We start from the raw sequence: 22,466 nt of genomic DNA on the forward strand, positions 1-22,466 counted from the left end.
TGGATGTGTTGACATCATCTTAACTGTCCTCTACCGGTGTTAAATCCCTGTTAAGTTGCCTGAAACCAAAAATTGTCATGGTGGTGCCAATTGCAAGAATTAGTGGAGAAACATGACCATTCCAGTCGTACCAACCCTCGAAAAAGTCCCCCCAGTTCGCAAAACTGAATGCGATACCGTTATTGATTCCATGAAGGACCATACTGGGAAAGATGGAGTTTGTAATCCATGCCAGGTAACCCATGACAAGGCCTAGGAGATAAATCTGAACAGCCCAGTAAGGAATGAGGTGGATAACAGCAAAAAATAGGCTTCCCACAAGAACTGCCCGTGTGACATCCTGCCATTGTTTTTCAAGGACCTGCTGGAGAAAACCGCGAAAAAGAACCTCCTCTGAGAAAGCAGCCAGGGGCACAGCACCAATAAAAATAAGTGTCAGTGATAGCGGGTTATCCACTGCCAGGAATTGTCCCAATTGGTCCAGCCACTGAGGTGGCGGGATAATTAGTGCAATAATCCGCTCCAGTTCATCGGCCCAGACCACAATCCCACAAGATATCAAGGCTGACAACAGTAATGTTCTCTTTGAGACGGGATTGATTCTTAATGTTTCCCCCAGATTTACCTTACTCCGGGTGAGGATTATGATGAGAGGGACAACGAGCAAAAGTTCGCCTACGATGAGTGTGGTTGGAAGAAATGTTTGACCGGCCGGATCAACCAGCAGAATGAGCGCAGAAGTGAGAAAGCCGGAAAAAAGCAAAGAAAGTGTGACGAGGATGAATGCTCCTCTTACTGTAAATATTACACTCATGGGGTTCCGGTTCCTTGCTCATCTCTGGAGATGCTTCCATCACGGTCAAGGTAACTTAAAGAATTGGTTAGGGAAAACCAAGGTGACGGTATAAACGCCTGAGTCACTTTAAGGGGAGGTGATTCTTTAATAAATTGACTGGCTTTATCAAGGGGGGGAGTAGAATCGAAAGTCGTCACCAAAGCGATGAAAGATTTGGACATGGGCCCTGCAAAACCGATCCGGTTTTAGCGTAATACCAGAACGTTACATCAGCTTGAATTAGTGAGTTGATATAACAGTATTCCTGCTGCCACCGCGACATTCAGTGAGTCGCCCTCTCCGGTTCCCGGTATAGAGACAAATTGATCTGCCAAGTTTCGATTCTCCTTTGAAATACCGTCTGCTTCACTTCCTATTACCAAACACCACTCCTCAGATTCTTTTACATTAAATTTCAAGATATGTTCACTGTCCTGATCAGCGGCAATGATTTTGCGGCCAGATTTCTTGAGATCACTTAGCGGCCAATCAGTGTGAATATTCAGATGAAAATGTGCTCCCATGCCTCCGCGGACCGCCTTCGGGTTGTAGGGATCGGCAGTGGCAGGTGAAAGAGCGATATTCTTGAGATGGAACCAGTCAGCCGTTCTCAGTATAGTACCGAGGTTGCCCGGATTTCTAATTTGGTCAAGATAGAGCCAATTGCCGTTGATTTGAGCAGGCTGTGAATCATTGTGTTCCGGGATGGTGGAAAGAGCCACCACACCTTGGTTCTGGACTGTGTCGGAGAGACTGTTCAAGTCTTTTTCCTCAATCTCCATAACTGGAATGTCCCTTTTTTTCAATTCAGTCATGAGGGTTGCTAATCGCTCGGACGAAACGGCATCAGGGAAGTGGAAAACAGATTCAACCCTTCCAGCTCTTGTCGCTTCCTCTACCAGCCTGACACCCTCGACGATAAAGCGATTCCGCTTGAGACGGTTTTTCTTTTGGCTGAGACTCCTCAGCTGCTTTAGTTTATTCTCGGAAACCACTGGCTGAATGTACAGTCAGGCACCAACAATTTCATTGAAAAGCCAGAGGGGCGACATCTAAATTCACGCCTTTCCAACTAAGGTGAAATATTGATGGAAATAGTTGATCTTCGCAGCGATACAGTAACACTCCCCACCGAATCCATGCGCCAAACCATCGCCGCGGCTGAGCTGGGCGATGATGTGTTTGAAGAGGATCCAACCATCAACGCTCTCGAAAATAAGGCGGCTGACATTTTCGGAAAGGAGAAAGCACTTCTTGTACCCAGTGGCACCATGGCAAATCTGGTGTCGGTACTCGCTCATTGTGAAAGGGGGACGGAGGTGATCCTCGGTGATAAGGCACACACCTACATGTATGAGGCTGGCGGTATCGCCGCTTTCGGTGGTGTCCACCCTCGGACCCTTAAGAATCACGATGATGGCACTATTGACCTGGACGAAATAAAAGGAGCCATCAGACCAGACAATGTGCATTTCCCGAAGACGAAACTCATTGGTCTTGAGAATAGCCACAATGTCTGTTATGGTGCTCCTCTCAGCAAGGATTACATAGATACCGTTTCTTGTGTTGCCAGAGAACACAAACTTCCCATCCACATAGATGGTGCCCGGATTTTTAATGCAGCTGTCGCTCTGGGGACCACCGTTAAATTACTGACAGAAAATGTCGATTCAGTTTCATTCTGCATGTCCAAGGGTCTTTCCTGTCCCGTCGGCTCGGTGATTTGTGGTCCTTCTGACTTTATCGTGAAGGCCAGGCGCCTCCGGAAAGGTCTTGGTGGCGGAATGCGGCAGGCGGGAATTATCGCCGCAGCGGGCATGGTGGCGCTTGATGAAATGGTGGAAAGGTTGAAGGATGATCACGCCAACGCCCGCCGCCTCGCTGAGGGAATTTCCGATATTGACGGACTATCCGTTGATCTTGACTATGTCAAAACCAATATTGTTTACGCTGTGCTCACGGATAACAGCAAGACCCTGGAAGAAGTGGTTTCTGCCATGGGTGACGTGGGTGTGAAATTTTTCGCTGTGGGGCCAGCTCGCTTTAGAATGGTGACAAACCGCAGCGTTGACTGTGACGGTATTGAAAAAGCTCTCAAGGAATTCTCTTCTTACTTCGGTTGCTCCTGACAGGCCTACGTTCAGATAATTCTCTCTGTCGAGGTATATTCTAATCGTTTTCTAACCCGAGATTCGAATGTCTAAAGGTGTAACAGCAAAGAGTGAAGATTATGCCCGGTGGTATACCGATGTGGTTACTAAGGCGCATCTGGCAGACTACGGCCCCGTTAAGGGGACCATGGTCATTCGGCCATATGGTTTCTCTCTTTGGGAATTGGTGAAGAGTGCCTTTGACAATCGATTTAAGGCTACGGGTCATGTGAATGCTTACTTCCCATTATTCATACCTAAATCTTTTCTCAGTAAGGAAGCAGAACACGTGGCCGGTTTTGCAAAAGAATGTGCTGTGGTTACTCATCACCGCCTCATGGCTAATCCTGATGGGGACGGTCTTGTGGTGGATCCGGAGTCGGCTTTGGAGGAAGAAGTTATCATCCGGCCCACTTCCGAAACGGTCGTCTGGGCCATGTACAAGAAGTGGATTCAGTCTTACCGTGATCTCCCGATTCTGATTAACCAGTGGGTCAATGTGGTTCGTTGGGAGATGAGGACGCGGCTCTTTCTCCGCACCACTGAATTTCTCTGGCAGGAGGGACACACCGCTCATGCCACCGCTTCAGAAGCTGAAGAAGAAGCAAAGAAGATTCTAGAGATTTACCGTGAAGTGGCGGAAGATGTCATGGCCATTCCTGTCTTCACGGGGCTGAAAACAGATATGGAAAAATTTGCCGGTGCCGAGCATACCTATTGTATCGAGGCGATGATGGGTGATTGTCGGGCACTTCAAGCCGGGACTTCACACAACCTCGGGCAAAATTTTGCCAAAGCTTTCGATGTCACTTTTCAGACAGAAGACAATCGGGAGGAATATGTTTATGCCACCAGCTGGGGCGTTTCCACACGTCTCATTGGTGCCATTGTCATGGTTCATGGCGATGATAAGGGGTTACGCCTGCCGCCTCGCATTGCACCGCACCAGGTGGTGGTGGTCCCCATCGGCAAGAGTGAGGAAGATATGAACGCCGTCTTGGAATATCTCTCCGGGCCGCTTGAAGCAGTTCAGGCTGAAGGTGTCAGGTGTTACGTTGATGACCGCGATGGTGTCACACCCGGATTCAAGTTCAATGAGTGGGAGATGAAAGGGGCGCCGGTACGGCTTGAAGTGGGCAGCCGCGACATGGAAAAAAATGTGGTGACACTGGTGAGACGTGACAGCGGGGAAAAAGTTGCAGTCCCTAAAGATAAATTGGGAGAAGAAATCCCACGATTGCTGGATGAAATTCAGAAATCGCTCTACAATCAGGCAAAAGCATTCCGTGATAAGCACACCTTTACAGTAGAATCATATGATGAATTCAAATCCATCATTGAAGAAATATCGGGATTTGTAAAGTGTGGCTGGGACGGAGATCCCAAAACAGAAGCGGCCATTCAGAAAGAGACCAAGGCTACCATCCGGTGCATTCCATTCGAGCAAAAAGTGGGTGGTCTCAACTGTGTTTATAGTGGCAAGCCTGCAAAATATCAGGTTCTGTTCGGTAAGGCATACTGATTCAAGGAGATGGCGCTTGAATCCACTCTCGCAATCGTCCTGAAGAGTTTTCCTTATGGAGATACCAGCAAAATCGCCCGGTGCTATACCCGCGATTTCGGGAAACTCTCTATCATTGCTAAGGGGATCAAGACTTCAAAGACTCTTCAGAGTGGTTACCTGGAGCCCATGAACTGTCTCTCTCTCAATTTTTACTACAATCCAAAACGGCAGCTTCAGATTTTCTCCAAAGCAGAGTTTAGCCACCCATTACTCTCTTTAAAGCATGATGTGAAAAAACTCAGTTACGGCTTTGCCGTTGTGGAGTTAGTGGACCGGACAGTTACCGGTGAAGAACCCCACGCTGAACTGTTCCATTTTACAGAAGATGTCCTTGATGCCATGGACAAAAGTGAAGGGCACCTCAACAGACTTTTCTGGTTTTTCGAAATGGAACTACTTTCATTGCTCGGTTTTCGACCGCACCTTTCTAAATGTCCCCATTGTCAGGGTGCAATTGAGAGCGCATTCTTTTCTTTGGGATACGGTGAACTGTTGTGTGGGAACTGCAGCTCCGGCACCGGAACGCAACTGTCTCAACAGTCAGTGACGATCCTGAAAGCGTTGAAAAGTGGGAGTCTTGATAATGTGGGTGATATTAGTTTTGGAGCATCAGAGAGACGGGAAGTGGGCGGCTTTTTGCAACAATATTTCAGTTTCCACATAGAAGGGCTAAGTGAGGTCCGCTCTCTACGGGTGATGGAGAGTATTCTGTCATGAACGATCTGTTGACATCAAGAATTTCATCTGAGCCTTTCAGGTATGATGGCGCCAGTAACTCGGCGTGTTATATCATCCACGGTTACACCGGCAGCACCTTCGAAATGCACGGCCTTGGCAAATTCCTGGCGTCCAACGGTTTCACAGCCGTGGGAGAACTGCTGCCGGGACATGGGACATCTGTGAAGGACTGTAATTCAAAATCTTATCGCGACTGGATAGATGCCGTTGAAAAAGGTTATGATCAACTTGCTCGCGAATTTCAAGAAGTATTCGTTATCGGCTTTAGTATGGGTTGCACACTGGCTTTTCATCTTGCCCTAACTAGGAATGTGCCCGGTTTGGTCATCATGGCACCCGCTATGTATAAATTCAAGAGCCGAAAAGTATATTTTTCACCTATTGTGTGTCATTTTAAAGAGTATGAAGTCAAACGTTTTAAAACAACTAGTGATGACCAGTTACCAAAATTTGGTTATTCTGTTTATCCTCTCAAAGCGGGACGAGAAGTTCTGAAATTGACCTTCAGAATACGCCGTCAACTCCATAAAGTGATGGCCCCGGCTATAATCATGCATTCTACTGAGGACATTTCCGCGCCCTATGAGAACGGCCCTCGGGTCTACGACGCTATCAGTTCTGAAGATAAACAGTTCATCACATTCAACCGTTCCACACACATGCTCATGTACGACCGTGACAAGGAGGCGGTGTGGGATGCCACTTTGCAATTTGTACAGGATCATTCAAAAGTTTTAACAGATGCGGTACCAGTACCAGAGTAGTTTTTCCCGGGGCAACTATTTCGGTCCGAGGCTCTTCACTGATGCCATCAAGTTGCTGGTATCCATCAATTTTGTCATTTTTGTGCTTCAGACCATCTCGGGTCAAGAGCGAATCCTTTTTCAACTTTTCGGCATAGTTCCCAGGAATACCTGGTCTCAGCTGATGATCTGGCAGCCGTTCACTTACCTTTTTTTTCACGGAGGAATCTGGCATGTTCTCATCAACATGTTTGTACTTTGGATGTTTGGTTCAGAACTGGAAACACTGTGGGGACGGAAAGAATTCCTAAAATACTACTTCATTACCGGTGTGGGTTCAGGGCTTGTGACAGTATTATTCAGTCTCAATTCTCCTGTTCCGGTGGTGGGTGCGAGCGGTGCTGTCTACGGGATATTGCTTGCTTACGGTCTTATCTTTCCCAATAGATATGTCTATCTCTACTTCTTTATTCCCGTAAGGGTAAAGTATTTTGTTATATTTATCGGCGGCCTCGCTTTCTTTTCATCACTGGGCACAAGTGCATCCAACGTAAGTCATTTAACGCACTTGTCCGGCATGATCATTGGTTTTGCCTACTTGAAGTCTAACGTGCAGCTGGATATGCTAAAGAATGTACTGGTGCAGCAAAAGAACAGCATCCGGAAGCGCTACATTAGGAAGAAGCGACAACAGGATGAAGATTTGCGTTTGGAAGTAGATAGACTACTGGACAAGATCAATGAAATCGGGTACGATGGTCTCTCAGAAAACGAGAAAAAGCTCCTCTACGAAGCGAGCCAGAAGCTTGCTAAGGGTGAAGATAGAAACTGATTGTCAGCCGTTTTTCTCAATCCAGTCGTAAAGTAATCCCCACCTCAACCCTCGATCACTAACGTAGACCGATTCCAGGTTTAATTCTTCCATGAGGGTCTCCAAAATGGTGGCGCCCATGGGGATAATATCAGCACGCATCGGTGGGAGCCCTTTTATTTTTACCCGTTGTTTTGTGGGCATGCTCCTAAAAAGCTTACCAAGACGCACAACGTCGTCTTTATTCAATTGACTCCGATGGACAGCACATGGGTCATATTCATCCATCTCCACGTCCACTGCCTTCAATGTTGTTACTGTTCCGGCCACTCCTACGGCCATGCTTGAGGTAGAACCGGCGGGAAACTGATGCATCAGTTCAGCAATGACTGATGAAGCTGCATTGAGCTCATCAATGGCGGGTGGATCATGCTGAACAAACCGTTCCGTGAAAGAAACTGTGCCTACTTCAAGGCTGGTTTTCGATAAAATTATGTCACCATCGCCAACCACCAGCTCACTGCTTCCGCCGCCAATATCAATCATAATGAATTGTTGGGCTAGGTCGGCAAACTCATGCTGAATTGCTTTGAAAGTGAGGCTCGCTTCTTCATCTCCTGAAATGATCCTGAAGCTAAACCCTAATTGATCTTCAATTTCTTGCACAAACTGAACGCCGTCGCCAGCGTTTCTGAGGGCGGCGGTACCCGCCGCCAAAACATTTTCTATCTCAAACTGGGCTATTTTTTCTGAGAAGTTTTGGAGCTCTTTCAAGCAACGCTTTTTGGCCTCAGGGTGGAGAGAACCCCGTTTTGCAAGATCCTGGCCCAGCCGGACCACCTGAACATCCTCAAAGAGCGGCGTAAATGCGGTACCGTTCCACTCTGCCACAGTCAATATGAGTGAATTGGTGCCGAGATCAAGAGAGGCGATTTTCATAAGAGGAGTGGCCCATTATGATTTCAAGGAAAGCCTGTATCCCGTCACAACAGCGTCAACCATGAAGTATCGGATGAAAGGATTGCAAAGGGGGGACGGAAAAAGGGACAGTAAAAGCCGCCCCATTCCCCGAGTTAAGGGGTTAAATAGCAAGGCCCCGGCGCAACGCTTTAAACTATTTGAGCCGTTTACGAAATCGATGCCCATATTCTTCCCCAGTTCAGGAAATTCATCCAATATAATGGGGAGATTGGTTTTGCCGTAGTCCCCAAAGTCAGATAAGGCTAGAGGAAAAGTTTTAAGTTTGTGCTGTTTCACAACAATATTGGGCTCATAGAAAAGATTTTCGGGAAAGTTCTTCCAAAGGCGGTAAGCGTAGTGAAGATCGATGCCGTAGCCCGTTAGTTCTTGCTTGAACTCTCCTGTTTCCTCCAGTGCTGATAGCTGTACAGATGTTGCGGTGAGGATGAAATAGCGGTAGGGGAGAGGCTGGTCTCTGCCCACCGTTTTCGCGCCGCGCCGGCCGTGAAAGAGATAGCGGTGATACTTTTGCCGCAAGGGGGACATAGCAGGCTGAAGATTAGATACCAGACCTGTCACCTGCGGGTCGGCGTGCCGCTCAACATGGCGTGACACAAAATCATCCGCCACTTCAATGTCGCAATCGATAAATATGACCAGGTCACCGGTGGCGGCGTGAAGGCCTGAATTTCGTGTGGCGCAGCGGCCCCGGTTTGTTTCATGGTGAATGATCTCGCATCTGTCCGTCCATTCGGGAGAAGCTAGTAAAGCGGCTGTCTCATCTGTTGATGCATCGTTCACAACAATGATCTGAAGTTTCTCTGAACTGTAGTCCTGACTGAGGAGGGGAGGGAGGGTTGTGCCCAGGACATCGGCAACGTTGTAGGCGGAGACAATGATGGAGACGTTCATTAACTGATGAGGTGATGCATTACTGATTTAGAACGGATTGGTATACATTAGCTGTCATTTCAGTCACACGCTGCCAGAGAAAGTTACTTTGGACATGTTTTTTCAGTTTGTCATCTGGGGGAGCATTGAGGGCCCGTTCAAGTCCCGCTCTGATATCATTGACAGAGTAAGGATCCACATAGATAGCCATCTCCCGGAAGTAATCTTGGGTGCCGCCGTGAGGAGTGATCACAATGTTTGCTCCTGCCAGTGCCGCCTCCAAAGCGGCGATGCCCGGCGTTTCGTACCTGGCAGGGAGAGCGAACACCTTTGCCGCAGCATAGGCAGATGCCAAAAGGTCTGAATCGTGATCGAGCCCCTTGATGATGGTCAAATTCCTATTTTTTTTCGTTTCCGCCAGGCAAGCTTGCCCTTCTTCAGTGTCAGTCACTTTTCCGATGATGACTGCGGGGTGATCAATTGTCTCAAGAGCGCGAATGAGGGAAAGAGTATTCTTTCGCTCCACACCGATATGACCCACATTCAGAATGAAATCTTGGACTTCGTACTTCTCCAAAAACGGTTCAGGATCACCGTGAAGAAACCGCTCTTCCACTCCGTTGGGGATCACTTCTGTTTTCTCGGCAGGGATACCCAATCCATCAATTATCAGAGATTGCTCTGATTCGGTGTTGGGAAGGACTGCAGACGACCAATGGCAGATGTCCCGTGTGAACCCGTAGTCGGACCAGATCCCAGGTGCCAGTTTTCTCACAAGGGTGTCTACCCTAAGGACCCACCTGATCACTCGGGGGGAGCGCCGTGTAAAGAAAATAGGACTGGTAACAAAGGGCATTCCTTCAATATGGAGAAACCGGGCTAGATCGTAGACAGCGAAGTTGGAGGCGAAAAGATGGAAAAGATCGGATGATTTCAGATCAGGTTTCCCGTTCCACGTTTCATGCAGCTTTACATGGTGGCCCAAATCTTCAAGATGTTGTTTGGTCTGAAGGATTTGAGTGCGGGGGCCACCGTGTTTAACGTTGACGGTGTGGTAACTAGCAAGGGTGATCTTCACAATTTGTACTTCCAGTAAGTATGGAGAATATCGTTGAAAATCATCTTACGGTTCAATCGATGTAGGACAGATATATGCGGCTGTCTGTTTGTCTTTGGTTGTGTCGTGAGCCAGGCTGTTTCAGTCAACTTGAGATCAGTGTTTTTCCCAACCATCATGTTTCGGTTGCTTGACTGAGACACCTCAACCTTCACAGAGTCGTCCCAATCACTGCTGGAGAGTTGGAGAAGCCCGCCTTTCAGTTGGGCTGACCAATGGGTCCCTGCGCGGACTTTCCACCAATCTGCATATTGGCCCATGGTCAGGGCGGATATCTTTCTCTCCTTAACTGTCTGGAAAAGCCAATCCAGAGCTTCGTGATCAGGGTTAGCGGGGTGATCATAAATGAATAGCGGCAACCGGTTTGCGAGGTGATCTTCCATATTTGTCTCAAAGTAATCTTTCATCTCTTCAGTTGAGTGGCGGGCATTACGCAATGTGCTGGTGGAGATGGGATGGACGGGAACCTGTAAAACAAATGATGACCGTTCACCTAGGAACGGATAGAAAGGAAGGTCATCATAGTTTAAGGCAAATTCTGAGGAATATTCGAAACCGCGGTGTTCCAGGGCCTTTGCCAATGCTCTGTTCCATTCGCCGAATGGTGCGGCGTAGCCCCGGGGGGTGATGCCATTTTTTCGAAGAATGGATGTCCCTTTTCGCATGTCCAGCTCGTTTTTTGTATAGTCATTGGAAATCCTGTGTTTGAAGCAATGTAGGCCAATTTCGTGACCTTCCATCTTGCCGTATCGGTCAACCCACTCTTGGCAACTACCTGTCTCAACGAACCAAGTGGCGGGAACGTCATGTTTGTTGCAGAGCTTATAAAGTGTTTCAACTGCTTCCTGTGAGGCAAAATCGGTATCGACGCGAAAATTGAAGACCGAGTTTTCACCATTTGGGAAAGGCGAGAGGGATACGAAGGGGAGATCTCGTCGCCAAAACAGTTCTTGCAGTGATCGGTGAACTATATCACGAACGGTCCGCTTGGAAACTTTTGCCACCCGTTCTGAGGGCATCCACGGCCCGTGGGAAGGAAAGTTTCTACGGACGCGCCCCCATGACAATACGGAATTTATCAGTCCGCCTGGGAGTATGATGACTTTTCCTTTTCCCACAGCGGTTTCCTCAATCAAATGTCTGCCGTGCCTCTCTTTGAGCTGTGTAGCTTTGGAAGGGAGGTTCATTTTTTGCCCAATAAATCCAGATGCCAGAGAGCTGAAAAGCGGGTCATCAGTGGTATCTATGTAATCCACAAATGCGGGTTTGCTTTTAGTCCCAAGCATCTGCTCAGCACCTTCAGTTTCCAACAAAAGAGAACCGCCATCAATCAGAAAATGCATGAGCTTTTCTTTTGCCGCGCCGCTGATGGTGGAGGAGACAATGATACATCCATAGTTTTCAGTGGACCAGTCAGTTGCACTAGTGAGTTCTTCACAAAGGGGTGCGATCTGCTCCAGTAAAATTTTCCAGGCAGGCGAAAGGTGTGTAATACCGACAGAGAGTCTCATAAGATTGATTTAATGTAGTACGATTTTTCTTCTGATGTAATTCCGACTGATTTATAAAGAACGACTGGTGTTATTACCAAACAGGCTAGAAATGTAAGCACAGGTGATGAGGGGTAAGTGAGCGAAAAAATCCCCATGAGAAAACCACTGACAATAATAGGCAGAAGAAGAGACCTGATCATTGGGAAAGAAATGAAGCTCTGTACTTCCCGCATCATCACAAGGAGAGAGATGACTTGAAAGAGAACTAGGCCCATGGCAGCAAAATGTGATGATGGCAAAGGGCCCGGAAGTAGCATGATACCAAAGAAACCAGCCCCACCCAGAAGAAGAGAGTTTAGATAGACCTTCTCTTTTTCGGCACCGATAAGCGTAAACGTAAATACACTGTTGATAGCGGTGCAGACAAAATAGAGAGTCAATATCTGGAAAATAAGGGCTGACTGATTAAACTCACTGCCGAAAATGGCGGGGAATATTTGCCTACTTCCCATGACTGCTACAATGGCTATGTATAAAGTAACTGGAGTCACCAATTTCAGAGTTCGATTGAAACGTGTGAAGAGATCTTCTCCACCGATCTTCAGATATTTTGTAATTGATGGAAAAAAGATTGTGTAGAATACTCGGTCCACCACTAGAAGCAGTACAATGACCCGGAAAGCGACACTGAAAAGCCCACCCTCACGGGGATCGGTTATGCCCAGATAGATGACCGGGAAATAAGTGATCACCTGTGCCACCAGTCCGGCCACAGCCAGAGGGAGGGCGGTCTTGATGAGGTTCAATGCCGGAGAGACATCTGTTGATTCAGTTTCATTTACGCCGCCGTACTGTTTCCAAAGGTAGATGCTTTGAGCCACCACACCGGCTACCCATCCCACCGGAATCCAAATAATGGATGACTCACTCCTCACAAAAAGAAGCAACCAAATAAGATAACACACCGCCGCCAAGATCCTACCTGTAGCGAGGACGGTCATTTTTCTCAATCCCTGAAAGACCCATTCTAGGACAAGGGCTGACGGCAAAAGTGCGAAAAGATAGATAAGAGTAATGTTGCGCAGTCGTGATGTGTCCAGCGTTAGGAAAAGAACTGTAGAAAATAAAATGAGTATCCCCAGTGATAGAGTCAGACGTATAGTGATAAACCTGCGTACAAGATTCGTGGGTGCCACGTTTGAAGTTGCCACAGTTCTTGTGCCCAGCATGGGCAAACCTGCCTCGGCTAGGATGGTTCCCCAGGTCAATATTCCCATGCCGGCTGCTAGGAGTCCCATTCCCTCTGGACCCACGGTTCTTGCCAGATAGGCCACGGCGAGAAAACCGAGGAGCCGGCTAGCGGTGTCGGCGCTTGTGAGAGAAAGAATATTTGACCCCATTCGGTTCAAGAAAGCACCATTGCTTTGAGAGATTCCTTTCTCTGTTCCACAGTGAATTTTTTGGTGGCACGATTTCGACATTTTTCACCATTAGAACTGTCTGCCTCCTTCAAAGCTTTTTGAATAGCCTCTGAGGCGGCATTTACATTTTCCGGTGGGACAGTGTGGCCGGCGTCGCCTATAGTTTCCGGCAAACCTCCCACATCGGTGACTACTGGGATGCACCCGCACAGCATGGCCTCAGCTGTAGCAATTCCAAAGGATTCTACCCTGCTCAACTGGCAGTATACAGCACTCCGCTGGTAGTAACTGAGTAACTGCTCTTGAGTCATGGGGGGAGAAACAATAACATTCTCCGGCACGACAAAGCTGTTTCTGGAGAGCAAAGTCTCCTCAACACCGATGATCTGAAAGGAGATGTTGCTCATCTTTTCCGCCACCTGAAGCAGCAGATCGACCCCCTTGATTTGGATGCGGTCCGCTGTGGTGCATTGGGCCACTGTTAAGACCATATTCTCTTTTTGGTTGCCGGGTTGCCAAAAGTTGCTATCGAGACCGGGAGGTACTTTCGATAGATTATGACCTTTATACTCTCCCACTTTTAAGGCCGTTTGTCTCAAATATTCCGAAGTGGGTAGAACATGTGTCGCCTTTCTCAAAGCATACCGGATGAAAGGCCGCTTCCAGGGTGAAAGAAGAAGACCATAGCCGAGATGTAAATCTGTAATTAGGTCCGCACCCCCCACAATAATGATGGATGTTTTCCGCAAGAAATGTGCCGTGAAAACCAGGAAGGCGCTGTAAACAGAGGCAAACCACGCAATCCCCACGTTGCTAAACAGCATGGACCACATAATCCGTGCTGCAGTGAAAAGGCCGTGTGCACAGATCCATTTCACATCACTGAATTCCTCCAGCAACCTGACATCATCTTCTATAAACGACTTTTTCAGTGTGGAAAAGAGGAGAACCTTGGGTCTGTAACCGGTCATTTAGTTTCCTTGGCGAATGGCATAAAAATGGATACGATGTTCTTCAGCTGTCCGAGAGTGATCACCTTTAGCAGAAAGAGAGCACCTATGAAAGCTGCGGCTCCCGCAATCCGACCGGGGAGCGTGTAATCGAGAAGGTGAGCTGTGCCCAGGGCTATGACTACAGCGATGACTGCTCTGAAAAGCCTGAACCAGTCGTAAGGGATAGGGAATAGTTTTTTCGAGGTGAAATAGGTTGTGATGGCCATGGTACCGTGACCCGCCAGTGTGGCGTAGGCGGCGCCTGTCATGCCGAAGCTTGGAATTAGAGTAAAGTTGACCACAATATTTACAGCAGCACTAAGGCCTGTAATGGCAGCAATATATTTTGTTTTTTCCTCAAAGTAGATGCCGGGGAGAAAGTTCAGATAAGCCCCTTGAAAAACATAGGCTAAAAGAATAATGGGAACAATGGACTGGGCCTCAACAAAGGCAGGTCCGATGAGTGATACTCCAGCCACATTCAGCTGGAAAATCTCAGAAATAAACAGAGTGAGCAGTGTCCAGACAAAAAATGTAATCACCATAAAGTAGTTGAAGACACGGGCGAAAAGTGCTTTTGATTCGGAATTATTACCGGCCTTTAGAAAAAATGGCTGCCAGGCATACTGAAATGCAGTGGTGATGAGAAGCATGAAAATTCCCAGCTTGTAGCCAGCAGTGTAAATGCCCACCGTGGCTGTATCGGTTAGTCCGGAAAGAATGTATCGGTCTATTGATTCCATAGTGATGGAAGCGAGGCCTGCCGGCAGAAAAGGAAAACCAAACCTTAAAAGAGAGTTGACACTCGTGCGATTGAAAGTCAGCTGGAGTGACTCGCCACTTGCCGCCAGGACGGAAAGGGTGGTCACTGCCGAAGCTGCGGCAACACTCAGGAAAATTCCATCAAGTCCCATTCCTTTTATGACCACAAGATAAATGTTCATCCCGAGAGTGGTAACCACATTCAAAAGCTTGATTGAGACGAAAAAAGTTGCCCGCCCTTTCAATCTCAATAGAGAAAAAGGGACATGACTGACAGCATCAAAAAGAAGAATCCCCGCAGCTAACTGTAATAGATGTCCATATTGCCCGTTTCCCAAAAGAAGGGATGCTAGGCCGGATGAACCTGATAAAATCAGAAAGGATAGAACACAACTCGTCCCCAAACTGAGCCAAAGCGCTGTTGAAAAAAGTGATTGCCGGGCGTCTGAATCATCGGCCTCGTTATAGTAACGCATAAACGCAGCATCCAGCCCGTAGTGATAGATAATATTCATGAAGCCGAGGAATACATAAAGTAGTGTGGTGAGACCGTACTCCCTCGGGGTGAGCACATTAGTAAAGATAGGCAGTAGGAGAAAGGTAACCAGCCGGGTTAGCACATTGCCGGCGCCGTAGACCAAAGTTTGTCGAGTGAGTTGTCTGAGAGGCGGTGTCACGTGAGAATTAAGAAACGAGATCCTCTATTTTCAGTAGAGTTGGTCTGATACGTTTTCTCTTTGCAGGTAGTTCCAGATGGCGAATATACAGGGGGATCGCTATTCGCACAACCTACTCCCTTCCTCTGAACCATCTATTTTTCCGGATGTCTGTGGGGCAGGAAAGTGCTATTTTTGGACAGGTTTCTGTAAACTGGAAGGTCGAAAAAAAGAAATGAGTAACATTTCGCAAGTCAAAGCGAGACAAATTCTCGATTCCCGTGGTAATCCCACTGTGGAAGTTGACGTTTTGCTTTCAGACGGAAGTTTCGGTCGTGCGGCTGTACCATCAGGTGCCTCCACCGGAACTCATGAAGCGGTAGAACTCCGGGACGGCGATAAAAACTTTTATCTTGGGAAGGGTGTAATGAAGGCTGTTCACAAGGTTACAGGTGTGTTAGGCCAAGCAGTTGCAGGCCACAATGCCCTAGATCAGCAGGGCGTAGATGAACTTCTCATCTCATGTGACGGGACAGAAAACAAAAGTGAAGTAGGTGCCAACGCTATTCTGGGTGTCTCCATGGCGGTGGCCCACGCAGCGGCTGCTTACAAGGGGTTGCCACTCTTTAGTTATCTCTCAAATGGAGAAGCAACCCTTCTTCCTATCCCTATGATGAATATTCTGAACGGCGGCTGCCATGCCGATAACAAGGTAGACATTCAAGAATTCATGGTTTTTCCAATCGGTGCTTCCTGCATTTCAGAGGCGCTCCAGATGGGGACGGAGACTTTCCACCATCTCAAGTCAGTTCTTGGTGAAAAGGGCCTCAATACAGCTGTGGGGGACGAAGGCGGTTTCGCCCCTGATCTCCGTTCAAATGAAGAGGCTATCGAAGTTATTTTGGAGGCTGTATCCCGTACGGGCTACGAAACAGGGAGCCAAATCTATCTCGCCCTGGATGTGGCCGCTTCAGAGCTCTATGATGCCGGTCGCAATATTTACCGCCTTGCTTCAGAAGATAGAGAGCTGACAAGTAGTGAAATGATAGAGTTCTACTGCGAACTGACGCAGAAGTATCCTATTGTTTCCATCGAGGACGGGCTGTCAGAAGATGACTGGGAAGGGTGGACGGAGCTCCACAAAACGCTGGGAAAAAAAATCCAGATCGTTGGAGATGACCTTACTGTCACAAATATGACTCGCCTGAAAAAAGCTATCGATATGTCCGCCATGAATGCCATTCTTATTAAGCTGAGTCAGGTGGGCAGTGTAACGGAAACTGTGGAGACCATGACGCTGGCAAGAGAGAGCGGCATGGCGGCTGTGGTGTCTCACCGCTCTGGTGAGACTGAAGACACCACTATCGCTGATTTTTCGGTAGCCATGGGGATGGGCCAGATAAAGACGGGCTCAGCTTCCCGGACTGACCGTATCTGTAAGTATAATCAGTTGCTAAGGATAGAGGAGACACTCGGCAGTTCAGCCACCTTTCCCGGAATGGAAGTGTTGGGGCATCTTTCCGAAGAAGGGTAGAACAGATGGCACGAAAAAGACTAGCTCTCTTTTCTAAGCGCCGGTATCACCCCGTCCGGCGAATCGGCGCCCCGTCAAAGAGCAAGAATCTTCTCCCTAAAATTCTTATTCTGGGAGCTCTCATTTTGGTGGTCATATTTTTCTTCGGAGATCACGGTGTGTACCGACTCTATTCAATCAAGAGAGAGAAGGCTTACCTGATGGAGAGTATTGATAGTTTGCGCGCTGAGCAGGAGGAATTAATTAGTGAGAAGAGCAAGCTTGAAAATGATCTGGAGTATATTGAGCGACTTGCCCGGGAACGTCACAGGATGGCAAAACCGGGAGAAAAAGTCTTTAAGGTGCTGGAAAAGGAGAAACGGTAATAACTTCTTCCATCGTCACAAAGGCGTCCAGATAGATTTCCACTCGACGGTTCCTGGCACGTCCTTCCGGAGTGTCGTTTTTGCCAACGGGCCTGAATTCACCGTAGCCCATGGCCGAAAACTTATCTTCAGATAGTTCAGAGAATTCAGACAAAAGCTCCACAACATTCAATGCCCGAGCGGTTGACAATTCCCAGTTGGATTTCCATTTTGATGTAAGCTCTTTTGGCAAGGGTAGATTATCTGTATGTCCCTCTGTCCTGATTTCAATATTAAGTTTTTGTTTGCTCCTTTCGATGGCATCCAGGAATTGTTTAAACTCAGGATCCTCTCGAATGCTGACGATCCTCGAATTCTTGATGAATGTGGTGATCTGATTAAGGACAGGTAACACCTCACGGCGGAGTTCAGCGTCACCAGACGAAAACAGCTGACCGCTTGCCATGGTAATTTTTACACCCTTTGTAACGCGATCTACCTGGACATTGTCTGATTCAAGTTCGGTGCTTAGTTCTTTGTAGGTCTCGTTTAGTAACATATTAACGATTTGATCCAAATGTTTTTCTGCTTCATTCATGATGACAATAACGAGTATAAAAAATGTCAGCAGCAGAGTTACCATATCCCCAAAGGTAACTGCCCAGGCTGTACTTCTGGCCTTTGCTTCGCTGAACGATACACCTGAAACTTTACGGGCCAAACCCTATTCCTTTCTTGGTCGCTTACTCTGAGGAACGAAGGTCATAAGTTTTTCACGAAGAATGATGGGGTGATCCTTGGCATGAATTCCAATGACGCCTTCAACCATGATGTCCATTACCATCAATTCTTCTTCAGATTTGCGCTTTAGTTTTCCGGCCAGTGGAAGGAAGACTAGATTGGACAGCTATACCCCGTAAAATGTTGTAATAAGAGCAAGTCCCATGCCACCAAGCAGATCTGCGAATCTTTCCGCTATGTTGAATTCAATACCTCTCATTTCACTGCTCTGAGTTACAGCGAAATTCTTCATCATGATGATAAGTCCCAAAACTGTTCCCAGCATACCGAACGCAGGTGCATAGGCTCCCATGTAGAGAAAAATTTCCTGTCCAAGGCTGTTGCGCCGTTCTGTGTTTTACAGGTCCAGTTCAAGGTAATTTCTCAGCCTTGCGGATCCCGCTCGTTGATGGCCAGATTGAGCCCGTCTCGTAAAAACTTGTCCTTCACTTTCGGGAGCTCCTGTTCCAGGGAAAGAACACCTTTTTTCAGTGATATTTCTGCTTTTTCCACCAACTCATCGATGACACCATCGTGATCGATGTCTTGTCGGGTAAATGCTGCCGAGGCAATGTTCAGAAGACCTTGAATATTTCTTAAAGGATAGTTGACCAGTGTTGCTGCGAAAGTGCCGCCAATTACGATCAAGAGTGAATCCCAGTCCAAAAACCACATCAGATTACCGTTGTTAGAAACAATCCCGATGGAAATGAGCCCTATACCTAATAATAGACCAAATGCTGTGCCAAGATCCATGTAACCCTTACCTCCTCTAAATAGGCGAGTATCTAACTGATTTTACTATCCAACACAAAAGTAGCGGGGCCATCGTTGACAAGGTGCACTTCCATCATGGCACCGAAAATCCCCGTGGCAACAGAAAGACCTCTTTCTTTGAGAGCTTGGATAAAATTTTTGTAGAGTTCTTCACCCAGCCCAGGTCGAGCTGCTTTGATGAAGCTTGGCCTCCGTCCTTTTTTGGTGTCTGCACACAGTGTGAATTGGCTTACCACCAAAACGGCACCTGTAATATCCAAAATCGACTTGTTCATTTTCCCGTTCCCATCATTGAAAATGCGGAGGTTAACAATTTTATTCGTCAGAAATTTTATATCTTCCCGTGAATCTTTCTGGAAAACACCTAGAAAAATGAGGAGACCCAGGCCGATGTCTCCGGTGGTTTTATCGTTGATGGTGACTTCTGCTTTCGATACACGCTGGAGCAGAGCAATCATCACTCCACCCAGACATTTTGATCACCATAAAGCCCCTTGAGCTTTAAGATAAATGTTTCGTCTGGAGTGACCTTTACAGTTTTGGCGTAAAACTTTTTGCCGTTGCCCTCATCATTGTAAAGATGAAAAAAGACAGGTGAATTTCCGGCGTGACTTTTGGTTAACTGATAGAGTGCGTCTACATCTGTCTCTTTCATTTTGTCGACCTCTACCACAATATTTACCGTGGACTGATTTCTTCCCTGGACTTCATCAAGTGACTCAATGGATTCAGCAATCATTTTTGGTGTATCATCCGACAGGCGTGAAGTAGAGCGACCTTTGACAAAGATGAGACCACCGTCACTTATGAGCTGTTTGAAATTATTGAATGCCTTGTGAAAAACAAGTACATCAACAGAACCGCCTAGGCATTCCAGATTAAAGAAAGCCATCTGCTGATTCTTTTTGTCGAAGTGATGGCGAATGTCCCGTATAATTCCCCCAACCCGGATCTGTTCAATTTCGATATCGTCAGGAGCATCTGAAAAATCGAAATTAGAATATTTCTCCAGTGTATCAGCATATTCGAGCAGTGGATGGCCTGTTAGATAAAAGCCCATCAACTCTTTCTCACGATTTAGCTTTTCAGTCTCACTCCAGTCGGATACCTCTGGGAGAGTAGGTTTTACAATTATCTGAGATTCTGAGGTCTCACTCCCAAACATTGAAAATTGATTATCATTGGCGTTAGCCTGCATCTGTTGGGTGAACTTAAGCGCTGATTCAACGGCAGCGTATTGTTGTGCTCGATTCCCCTCTAGTGAGTCCATGGCGCCGGCGGCCACTAGACTTTCCAGTACTTTCTTGTTTACAATCCGTAAGTCGAGATGCTCGCAAAAGTCGAAGAGTGTGTTAAAGTGGTCTTGCTCATCTCTCACAGACAGGATGTTCTTAAGAGCTTTTGAACCGACATTCTTGATCGCATTCAGTCCGAAAGAGATAGTTTTTTCATCCACAGCTTTAAAGTTGATGTCTGATTCATTTACATCGGACGGGTGAATTGTGATTTTCAGTTTCTGGCATTCATTTAGAAGAGTCACCACACGAGTTGTGTTGGTCATTTCACTAGTTAGGTTTGCCGCCATGAATTCGGCGGGGTGATGCGTTTTCAGATAGGCTGTCCGGTAGGAGATACAGGCGTAAGCGGTAGAGTGACTTTTATTGAAACCGTATTGAGCAAACTTTTCAATTAGATCATAGATCTCCTTCGCCTTCTTCTTGTCCGTTCCTTGGCCAATCGCACCTTCGATGAAAGCCTCTCTTTGGTCTGTCATGAGCTTTTTTTGTTTTTTCCCCATGGCCCGGCGCATCATATCCGCCTGTGCCAATGAAAAACCTGCGATGCTGTTGGCGATCTGCATCACTTGTTCCTGGTAGACGATAATCCCGTAAGTCTCTTCAAGAATCGGTTTCAGATCGGGATGAATGTGTTTAATCTTCTTTTTACCATGTTTTCTTTTGATGAATTCATCAATGTTCTCCATGGGGCCAGGGCGGTATAGAGCGTTCATGGCAATAAGATCCTGCAGTGAGGTCGGCTTTAGCTTTTTCAGATATTCCCTCATACCGGCAGACTCAAACTGAAATACACCAACGGTCTTGCCCTGGGAAAACAGTTTAAACACAGCCTCATCGTCCAACGGCAGTTTTTCAATATCAAGTTTGATTCCTTTTGTCTTGAGAAGAGAAATTGTTTGATCGATGACTGTCAAATTCCTCAGGCCAAGGAAGTCCATTTTCAGAAGACCCAGATCTTCCAGATCCTTCATGTCGTACTGGGAGGTAATATCGCCTTGGGGCGATTTATAGAGGGGGATATAGTCGGTGAGATCGCCTGGTGCAATTACCACACCAGCCGCGTGGGTTGACACGTGTCGATTCATCCCTTCCAGTGTCCTTGAATAATTGATCAGATCTTTGTGTTGATCGTCTTTTTCAGTGTATTCCTGAAGTTCGTTACTAATCTCCAGGGCTGAGTCCAGAGAAACACCGGGACCGGCAGGGATGGATTTGGCTATTTTGTCAACTTCACCGAAGTTCATTCCCAGCACACGTCCTACATCACGAACAACCTGGCGGGCTTTCAATTTGCCGAACGTTATAATTTGAGTCACCGAATCTTCACCATATCGCTCCTTGATATAATCGATGACCTGGGGCCGCTGTTCGTAACAAAAATCGATGTCAATGTCTGGCATGGAAATCCGTTCGGGATTGAGGAATCGCTCAAAAATCAGATTGTATTTAATGGGGTCAATGGTAGTAATACCGAGACAAAAGGCCACCAGACTCCCCGCCACTGAACCCCGGCCGGGCCCCACAGGAATTTTGTTATCTTTGGCATATTTGACAAAATCCATGACGATAAGGAAATAACCGGCAAAACCCATTTTTTGGATAACGTCTAGTTCATAGTCAAGGCGAGATTTGAGTTCAGGGGTGACTGACGGATAGAGATTTTCCAGTCCTTTTTGGCAGGAAAGTGAGAGGAAATCGTCGGGTGTGGTTGCTCCAGCGTCCTCAGGTATGGGAAATGTGGGCAAGAGGTATTCCCCCAGCGGTATCTCCAGATCACATGAATCGGCAATCAATCGAGTGTTTTCCATTGCGCCAGGATAATCTTTGAAAAGTTTCCACATCTCATCTTGAGATTTACAATAGAATTCTGAAGTGGCGTATCGCTGGCGCTTAGGGTCATTCCTATCCTTGCCTGTTCCAAGGCAGAACATGATGTCGTGTGCTTCCCAGTGCTCCTGGAGAGCGTAGTGGCAGTCGTTGGTGGCAACCAGAGGGATGTCCAGTTCTTTTGCCAGTTTACTGATGGCGGTGCGGGAGATATCTTCTTCCGGGATGTTGTGATTCTGAAGTTCCAGATAAAACCGCCCGGGAAAGATTTCCGCATATTCTATAGCAGTCCGCTTGGCACCATTCAGATCGTCCTTAACAGCGCATTCCTGTATCTCTCCTTTCAAACATGCCGATAGACAAATGATCCCTTCGCTGTATTCTTTCAGGAGATGTTTGTCAACCCTGGGCCTGTAATAAAATCCTTCAAGATATCCGGCGGTGGTGAGTTTCATGAGGTTCTTGTAGCCAGTGTAGTTCTGTGCCAGCAGTACAAGATGGTTATTACCCCATCCGCCGTCTCGTTTGGGTGTTTTGTCGAACCGATCACCCTGTGCCACGTACGCTTCACAGCCGATAATAGGTTTGACGCCTGCTTTTCTTGCCGCTTTGTAAAAAGCGATGGCGGAAAACATATTACCGTGTTCTGTGACACCTACGGCATCCATGTTCAGATCAGTAACTGTATCTAAAAGTGTGGGTACTTTCTGAGCACCATCAAGAAGGCTATAGTCTGTATGGTTGTGGAGGTGTACGAATTCTGAAGCCATAGC

Annotated in this window: 21 protein-coding genes; 7 read left to right on the plus strand and 14 right to left on the minus strand. The window is 47.1% G+C overall.

What is annotated here, in order from left to right; all coding sequences use genetic code 11:
* Positions 1–19: 19 nt before the first annotated feature.
* A complete protein-coding gene (locus tag EYO21_08215) occupies positions 20–814 on the minus strand; it encodes a CPBP family intramembrane metalloprotease (GenBank protein ID HIB03785.1) in 795 nt (264 codons plus the stop codon).
* Positions 815–1,065: 251 nt separating this feature from the next.
* Positions 1,066–1,830 carry an RNA methyltransferase gene (locus tag EYO21_08220; GenBank protein ID HIB03786.1) on the minus strand — a complete coding sequence of 255 codons (765 nt, stop codon included), beginning with the start codon at positions 1,828–1,830 and terminating at the stop codon, positions 1,066–1,068.
* 93 nt (positions 1,831–1,923) lie between these two features.
* Here EYO21_08220 and ltaE point away from each other — a divergent pair, with 93 nt between their 5' ends.
* The 5 genes from ltaE to EYO21_08245 all read left to right on the plus strand — a co-directional run bounded on the left by ltaE (position 1,924) and on the right by EYO21_08245 (position 6,862).
* Positions 1,924–2,964 (plus strand): low-specificity L-threonine aldolase, encoded by a 1,041-nt coding sequence (gene ltaE / locus EYO21_08225; protein ID HIB03787.1) that lies wholly within the window; start codon positions 1,924–1,926, stop codon positions 2,962–2,964.
* 67 nt (positions 2,965–3,031) lie between these two features.
* Positions 3,032–4,507: a proline--tRNA ligase gene (locus EYO21_08230; protein ID HIB03788.1), complete on the plus strand. Its 1,476-nt coding sequence runs from the start codon at positions 3,032–3,034 to the stop codon at positions 4,505–4,507.
* A 9-nt stretch (positions 4,508–4,516) separates the two neighbouring features.
* Positions 4,517–5,266, plus strand: a complete 750-nt coding sequence (recO, locus tag EYO21_08235) for a DNA repair protein RecO (protein HIB03789.1) — start codon at positions 4,517–4,519, stop codon at positions 5,264–5,266.
* Positions 5,263–6,051: an alpha/beta fold hydrolase gene (locus EYO21_08240; protein ID HIB03790.1), complete on the plus strand. Its 789-nt coding sequence runs from the start codon at positions 5,263–5,265 to the stop codon at positions 6,049–6,051. Before recO ends, EYO21_08240 begins: the two co-directional genes overlap by 4 nt.
* A complete protein-coding gene (locus EYO21_08245; GenBank protein HIB03791.1) occupies positions 6,029–6,862 on the plus strand; it encodes a rhomboid family intramembrane serine protease in 834 nt (277 codons plus the stop codon). The genes EYO21_08240 and EYO21_08245 overlap by 23 nt, the downstream gene beginning before the upstream one ends.
* 3 nt (positions 6,863–6,865) lie before the next feature.
* On the opposite strand, the gene EYO21_08250 is transcribed toward EYO21_08245, so the two are convergent.
* From EYO21_08250 to EYO21_08280, 7 genes are read right to left on the minus strand one after another with little or no spacing between them, the layout of a single operon-like run.
* On the minus strand, positions 6,866–7,780 hold the full coding sequence (locus EYO21_08250; protein HIB03792.1) for a Ppx/GppA family phosphatase: 915 nt from the start codon (positions 7,778–7,780) through the stop codon (positions 6,866–6,868).
* 15 nt (positions 7,781–7,795) lie between these two features.
* Positions 7,796–8,713 carry a glycosyltransferase family 2 protein gene (locus EYO21_08255; protein ID HIB03793.1) on the minus strand — a complete coding sequence of 306 codons (918 nt, stop codon included), beginning with the start codon at positions 8,711–8,713 and terminating at the stop codon, positions 7,796–7,798.
* A gap of 19 nt (positions 8,714–8,732) precedes the next feature.
* On the minus strand, positions 8,733–9,770 hold the full coding sequence (locus EYO21_08260) for a glycosyltransferase (GenBank protein ID HIB03794.1): 1,038 nt from the start codon (positions 9,768–9,770) through the stop codon (positions 8,733–8,735).
* Positions 9,767–11,320, minus strand: a complete 1,554-nt coding sequence (locus EYO21_08265) for a hypothetical protein (GenBank protein ID HIB03795.1) — start codon at positions 11,318–11,320, stop codon at positions 9,767–9,769. The genes EYO21_08260 and EYO21_08265 overlap by 4 nt, the downstream gene beginning before the upstream one ends.
* Positions 11,317–12,783, minus strand: a complete 1,467-nt coding sequence (locus EYO21_08270; protein HIB03796.1) for a hypothetical protein — start codon at positions 12,781–12,783, stop codon at positions 11,317–11,319. Before EYO21_08270 ends, EYO21_08265 begins: the two co-directional genes overlap by 4 nt.
* Complete coding sequence (locus EYO21_08275) at positions 12,708–13,694, minus strand: glycosyltransferase (protein ID HIB03797.1); 987 nt, start codon at positions 13,692–13,694, stop codon at positions 12,708–12,710. The genes EYO21_08270 and EYO21_08275 overlap by 76 nt, the downstream gene beginning before the upstream one ends.
* The gene (locus tag EYO21_08280; GenBank protein HIB03798.1) at positions 13,691–15,118 is read right to left on the minus strand and encodes a hypothetical protein; all 1,428 of its coding nucleotides are present in this window, start codon (positions 15,116–15,118) and stop codon (positions 13,691–13,693) included. The genes EYO21_08275 and EYO21_08280 overlap by 4 nt, the downstream gene beginning before the upstream one ends.
* Before the next feature lie 250 nt (positions 15,119–15,368).
* Here EYO21_08280 and EYO21_08285 point away from each other — a divergent pair, with 250 nt between their 5' ends.
* Together EYO21_08285 and EYO21_08290 are read left to right on the plus strand one after the other, a co-directional pair.
* Positions 15,369–16,667, plus strand: a complete 1,299-nt coding sequence (locus EYO21_08285) for a phosphopyruvate hydratase (GenBank protein ID HIB03799.1) — start codon at positions 15,369–15,371, stop codon at positions 16,665–16,667.
* A gap of 5 nt (positions 16,668–16,672) precedes the next feature.
* Complete coding sequence (locus tag EYO21_08290) at positions 16,673–17,032, plus strand: septum formation initiator family protein (GenBank protein HIB03800.1); 360 nt, start codon at positions 16,673–16,675, stop codon at positions 17,030–17,032.
* Here the strand turns inward: EYO21_08290 and EYO21_08295 are convergent.
* The 5 genes from EYO21_08295 to EYO21_08315 form a co-directional block, all read right to left on the minus strand.
* Positions 17,004–17,732, minus strand: coding sequence for a hypothetical protein (locus EYO21_08295; GenBank protein HIB03801.1), 729 nt, complete (start codon positions 17,730–17,732; stop codon positions 17,004–17,006). The two genes, EYO21_08290 and EYO21_08295, sit on opposite strands and share 29 nt — an antisense overlap.
* A 186-nt stretch (positions 17,733–17,918) precedes the next feature.
* Positions 17,919–18,104 carry a MotA/TolQ/ExbB proton channel family protein gene (locus EYO21_08300; protein HIB03802.1) on the minus strand — a complete coding sequence of 62 codons (186 nt, stop codon included), beginning with the start codon at positions 18,102–18,104 and terminating at the stop codon, positions 17,919–17,921.
* Between the two features lie 71 nt (positions 18,105–18,175).
* Complete coding sequence (locus tag EYO21_08305; GenBank protein HIB03803.1) at positions 18,176–18,547, minus strand: hypothetical protein; 372 nt, start codon at positions 18,545–18,547, stop codon at positions 18,176–18,178.
* Between the two features lie 32 nt (positions 18,548–18,579).
* The gene (locus EYO21_08310; GenBank protein HIB03804.1) at positions 18,580–19,026 is read right to left on the minus strand and encodes a D-tyrosyl-tRNA(Tyr) deacylase; all 447 of its coding nucleotides are present in this window, start codon (positions 19,024–19,026) and stop codon (positions 18,580–18,582) included.
* A complete protein-coding gene (locus tag EYO21_08315; GenBank protein ID HIB03805.1) occupies positions 19,026–22,463 on the minus strand; it encodes a DNA polymerase III subunit alpha in 3,438 nt (1,145 codons plus the stop codon). The genes EYO21_08310 and EYO21_08315 overlap by 1 nt, the downstream gene beginning before the upstream one ends.
* Positions 22,464–22,466: the final 3 nt, after the last annotated feature.

The sequence above is a fragment of the Candidatus Neomarinimicrobiota bacterium genome (genome assembly GCA_012964825.1).
In the GTDB taxonomy this organism is placed as follows: domain Bacteria; phylum Fidelibacterota; class Marinisomatia; order Marinisomatales; family S15-B10; genus UBA2125.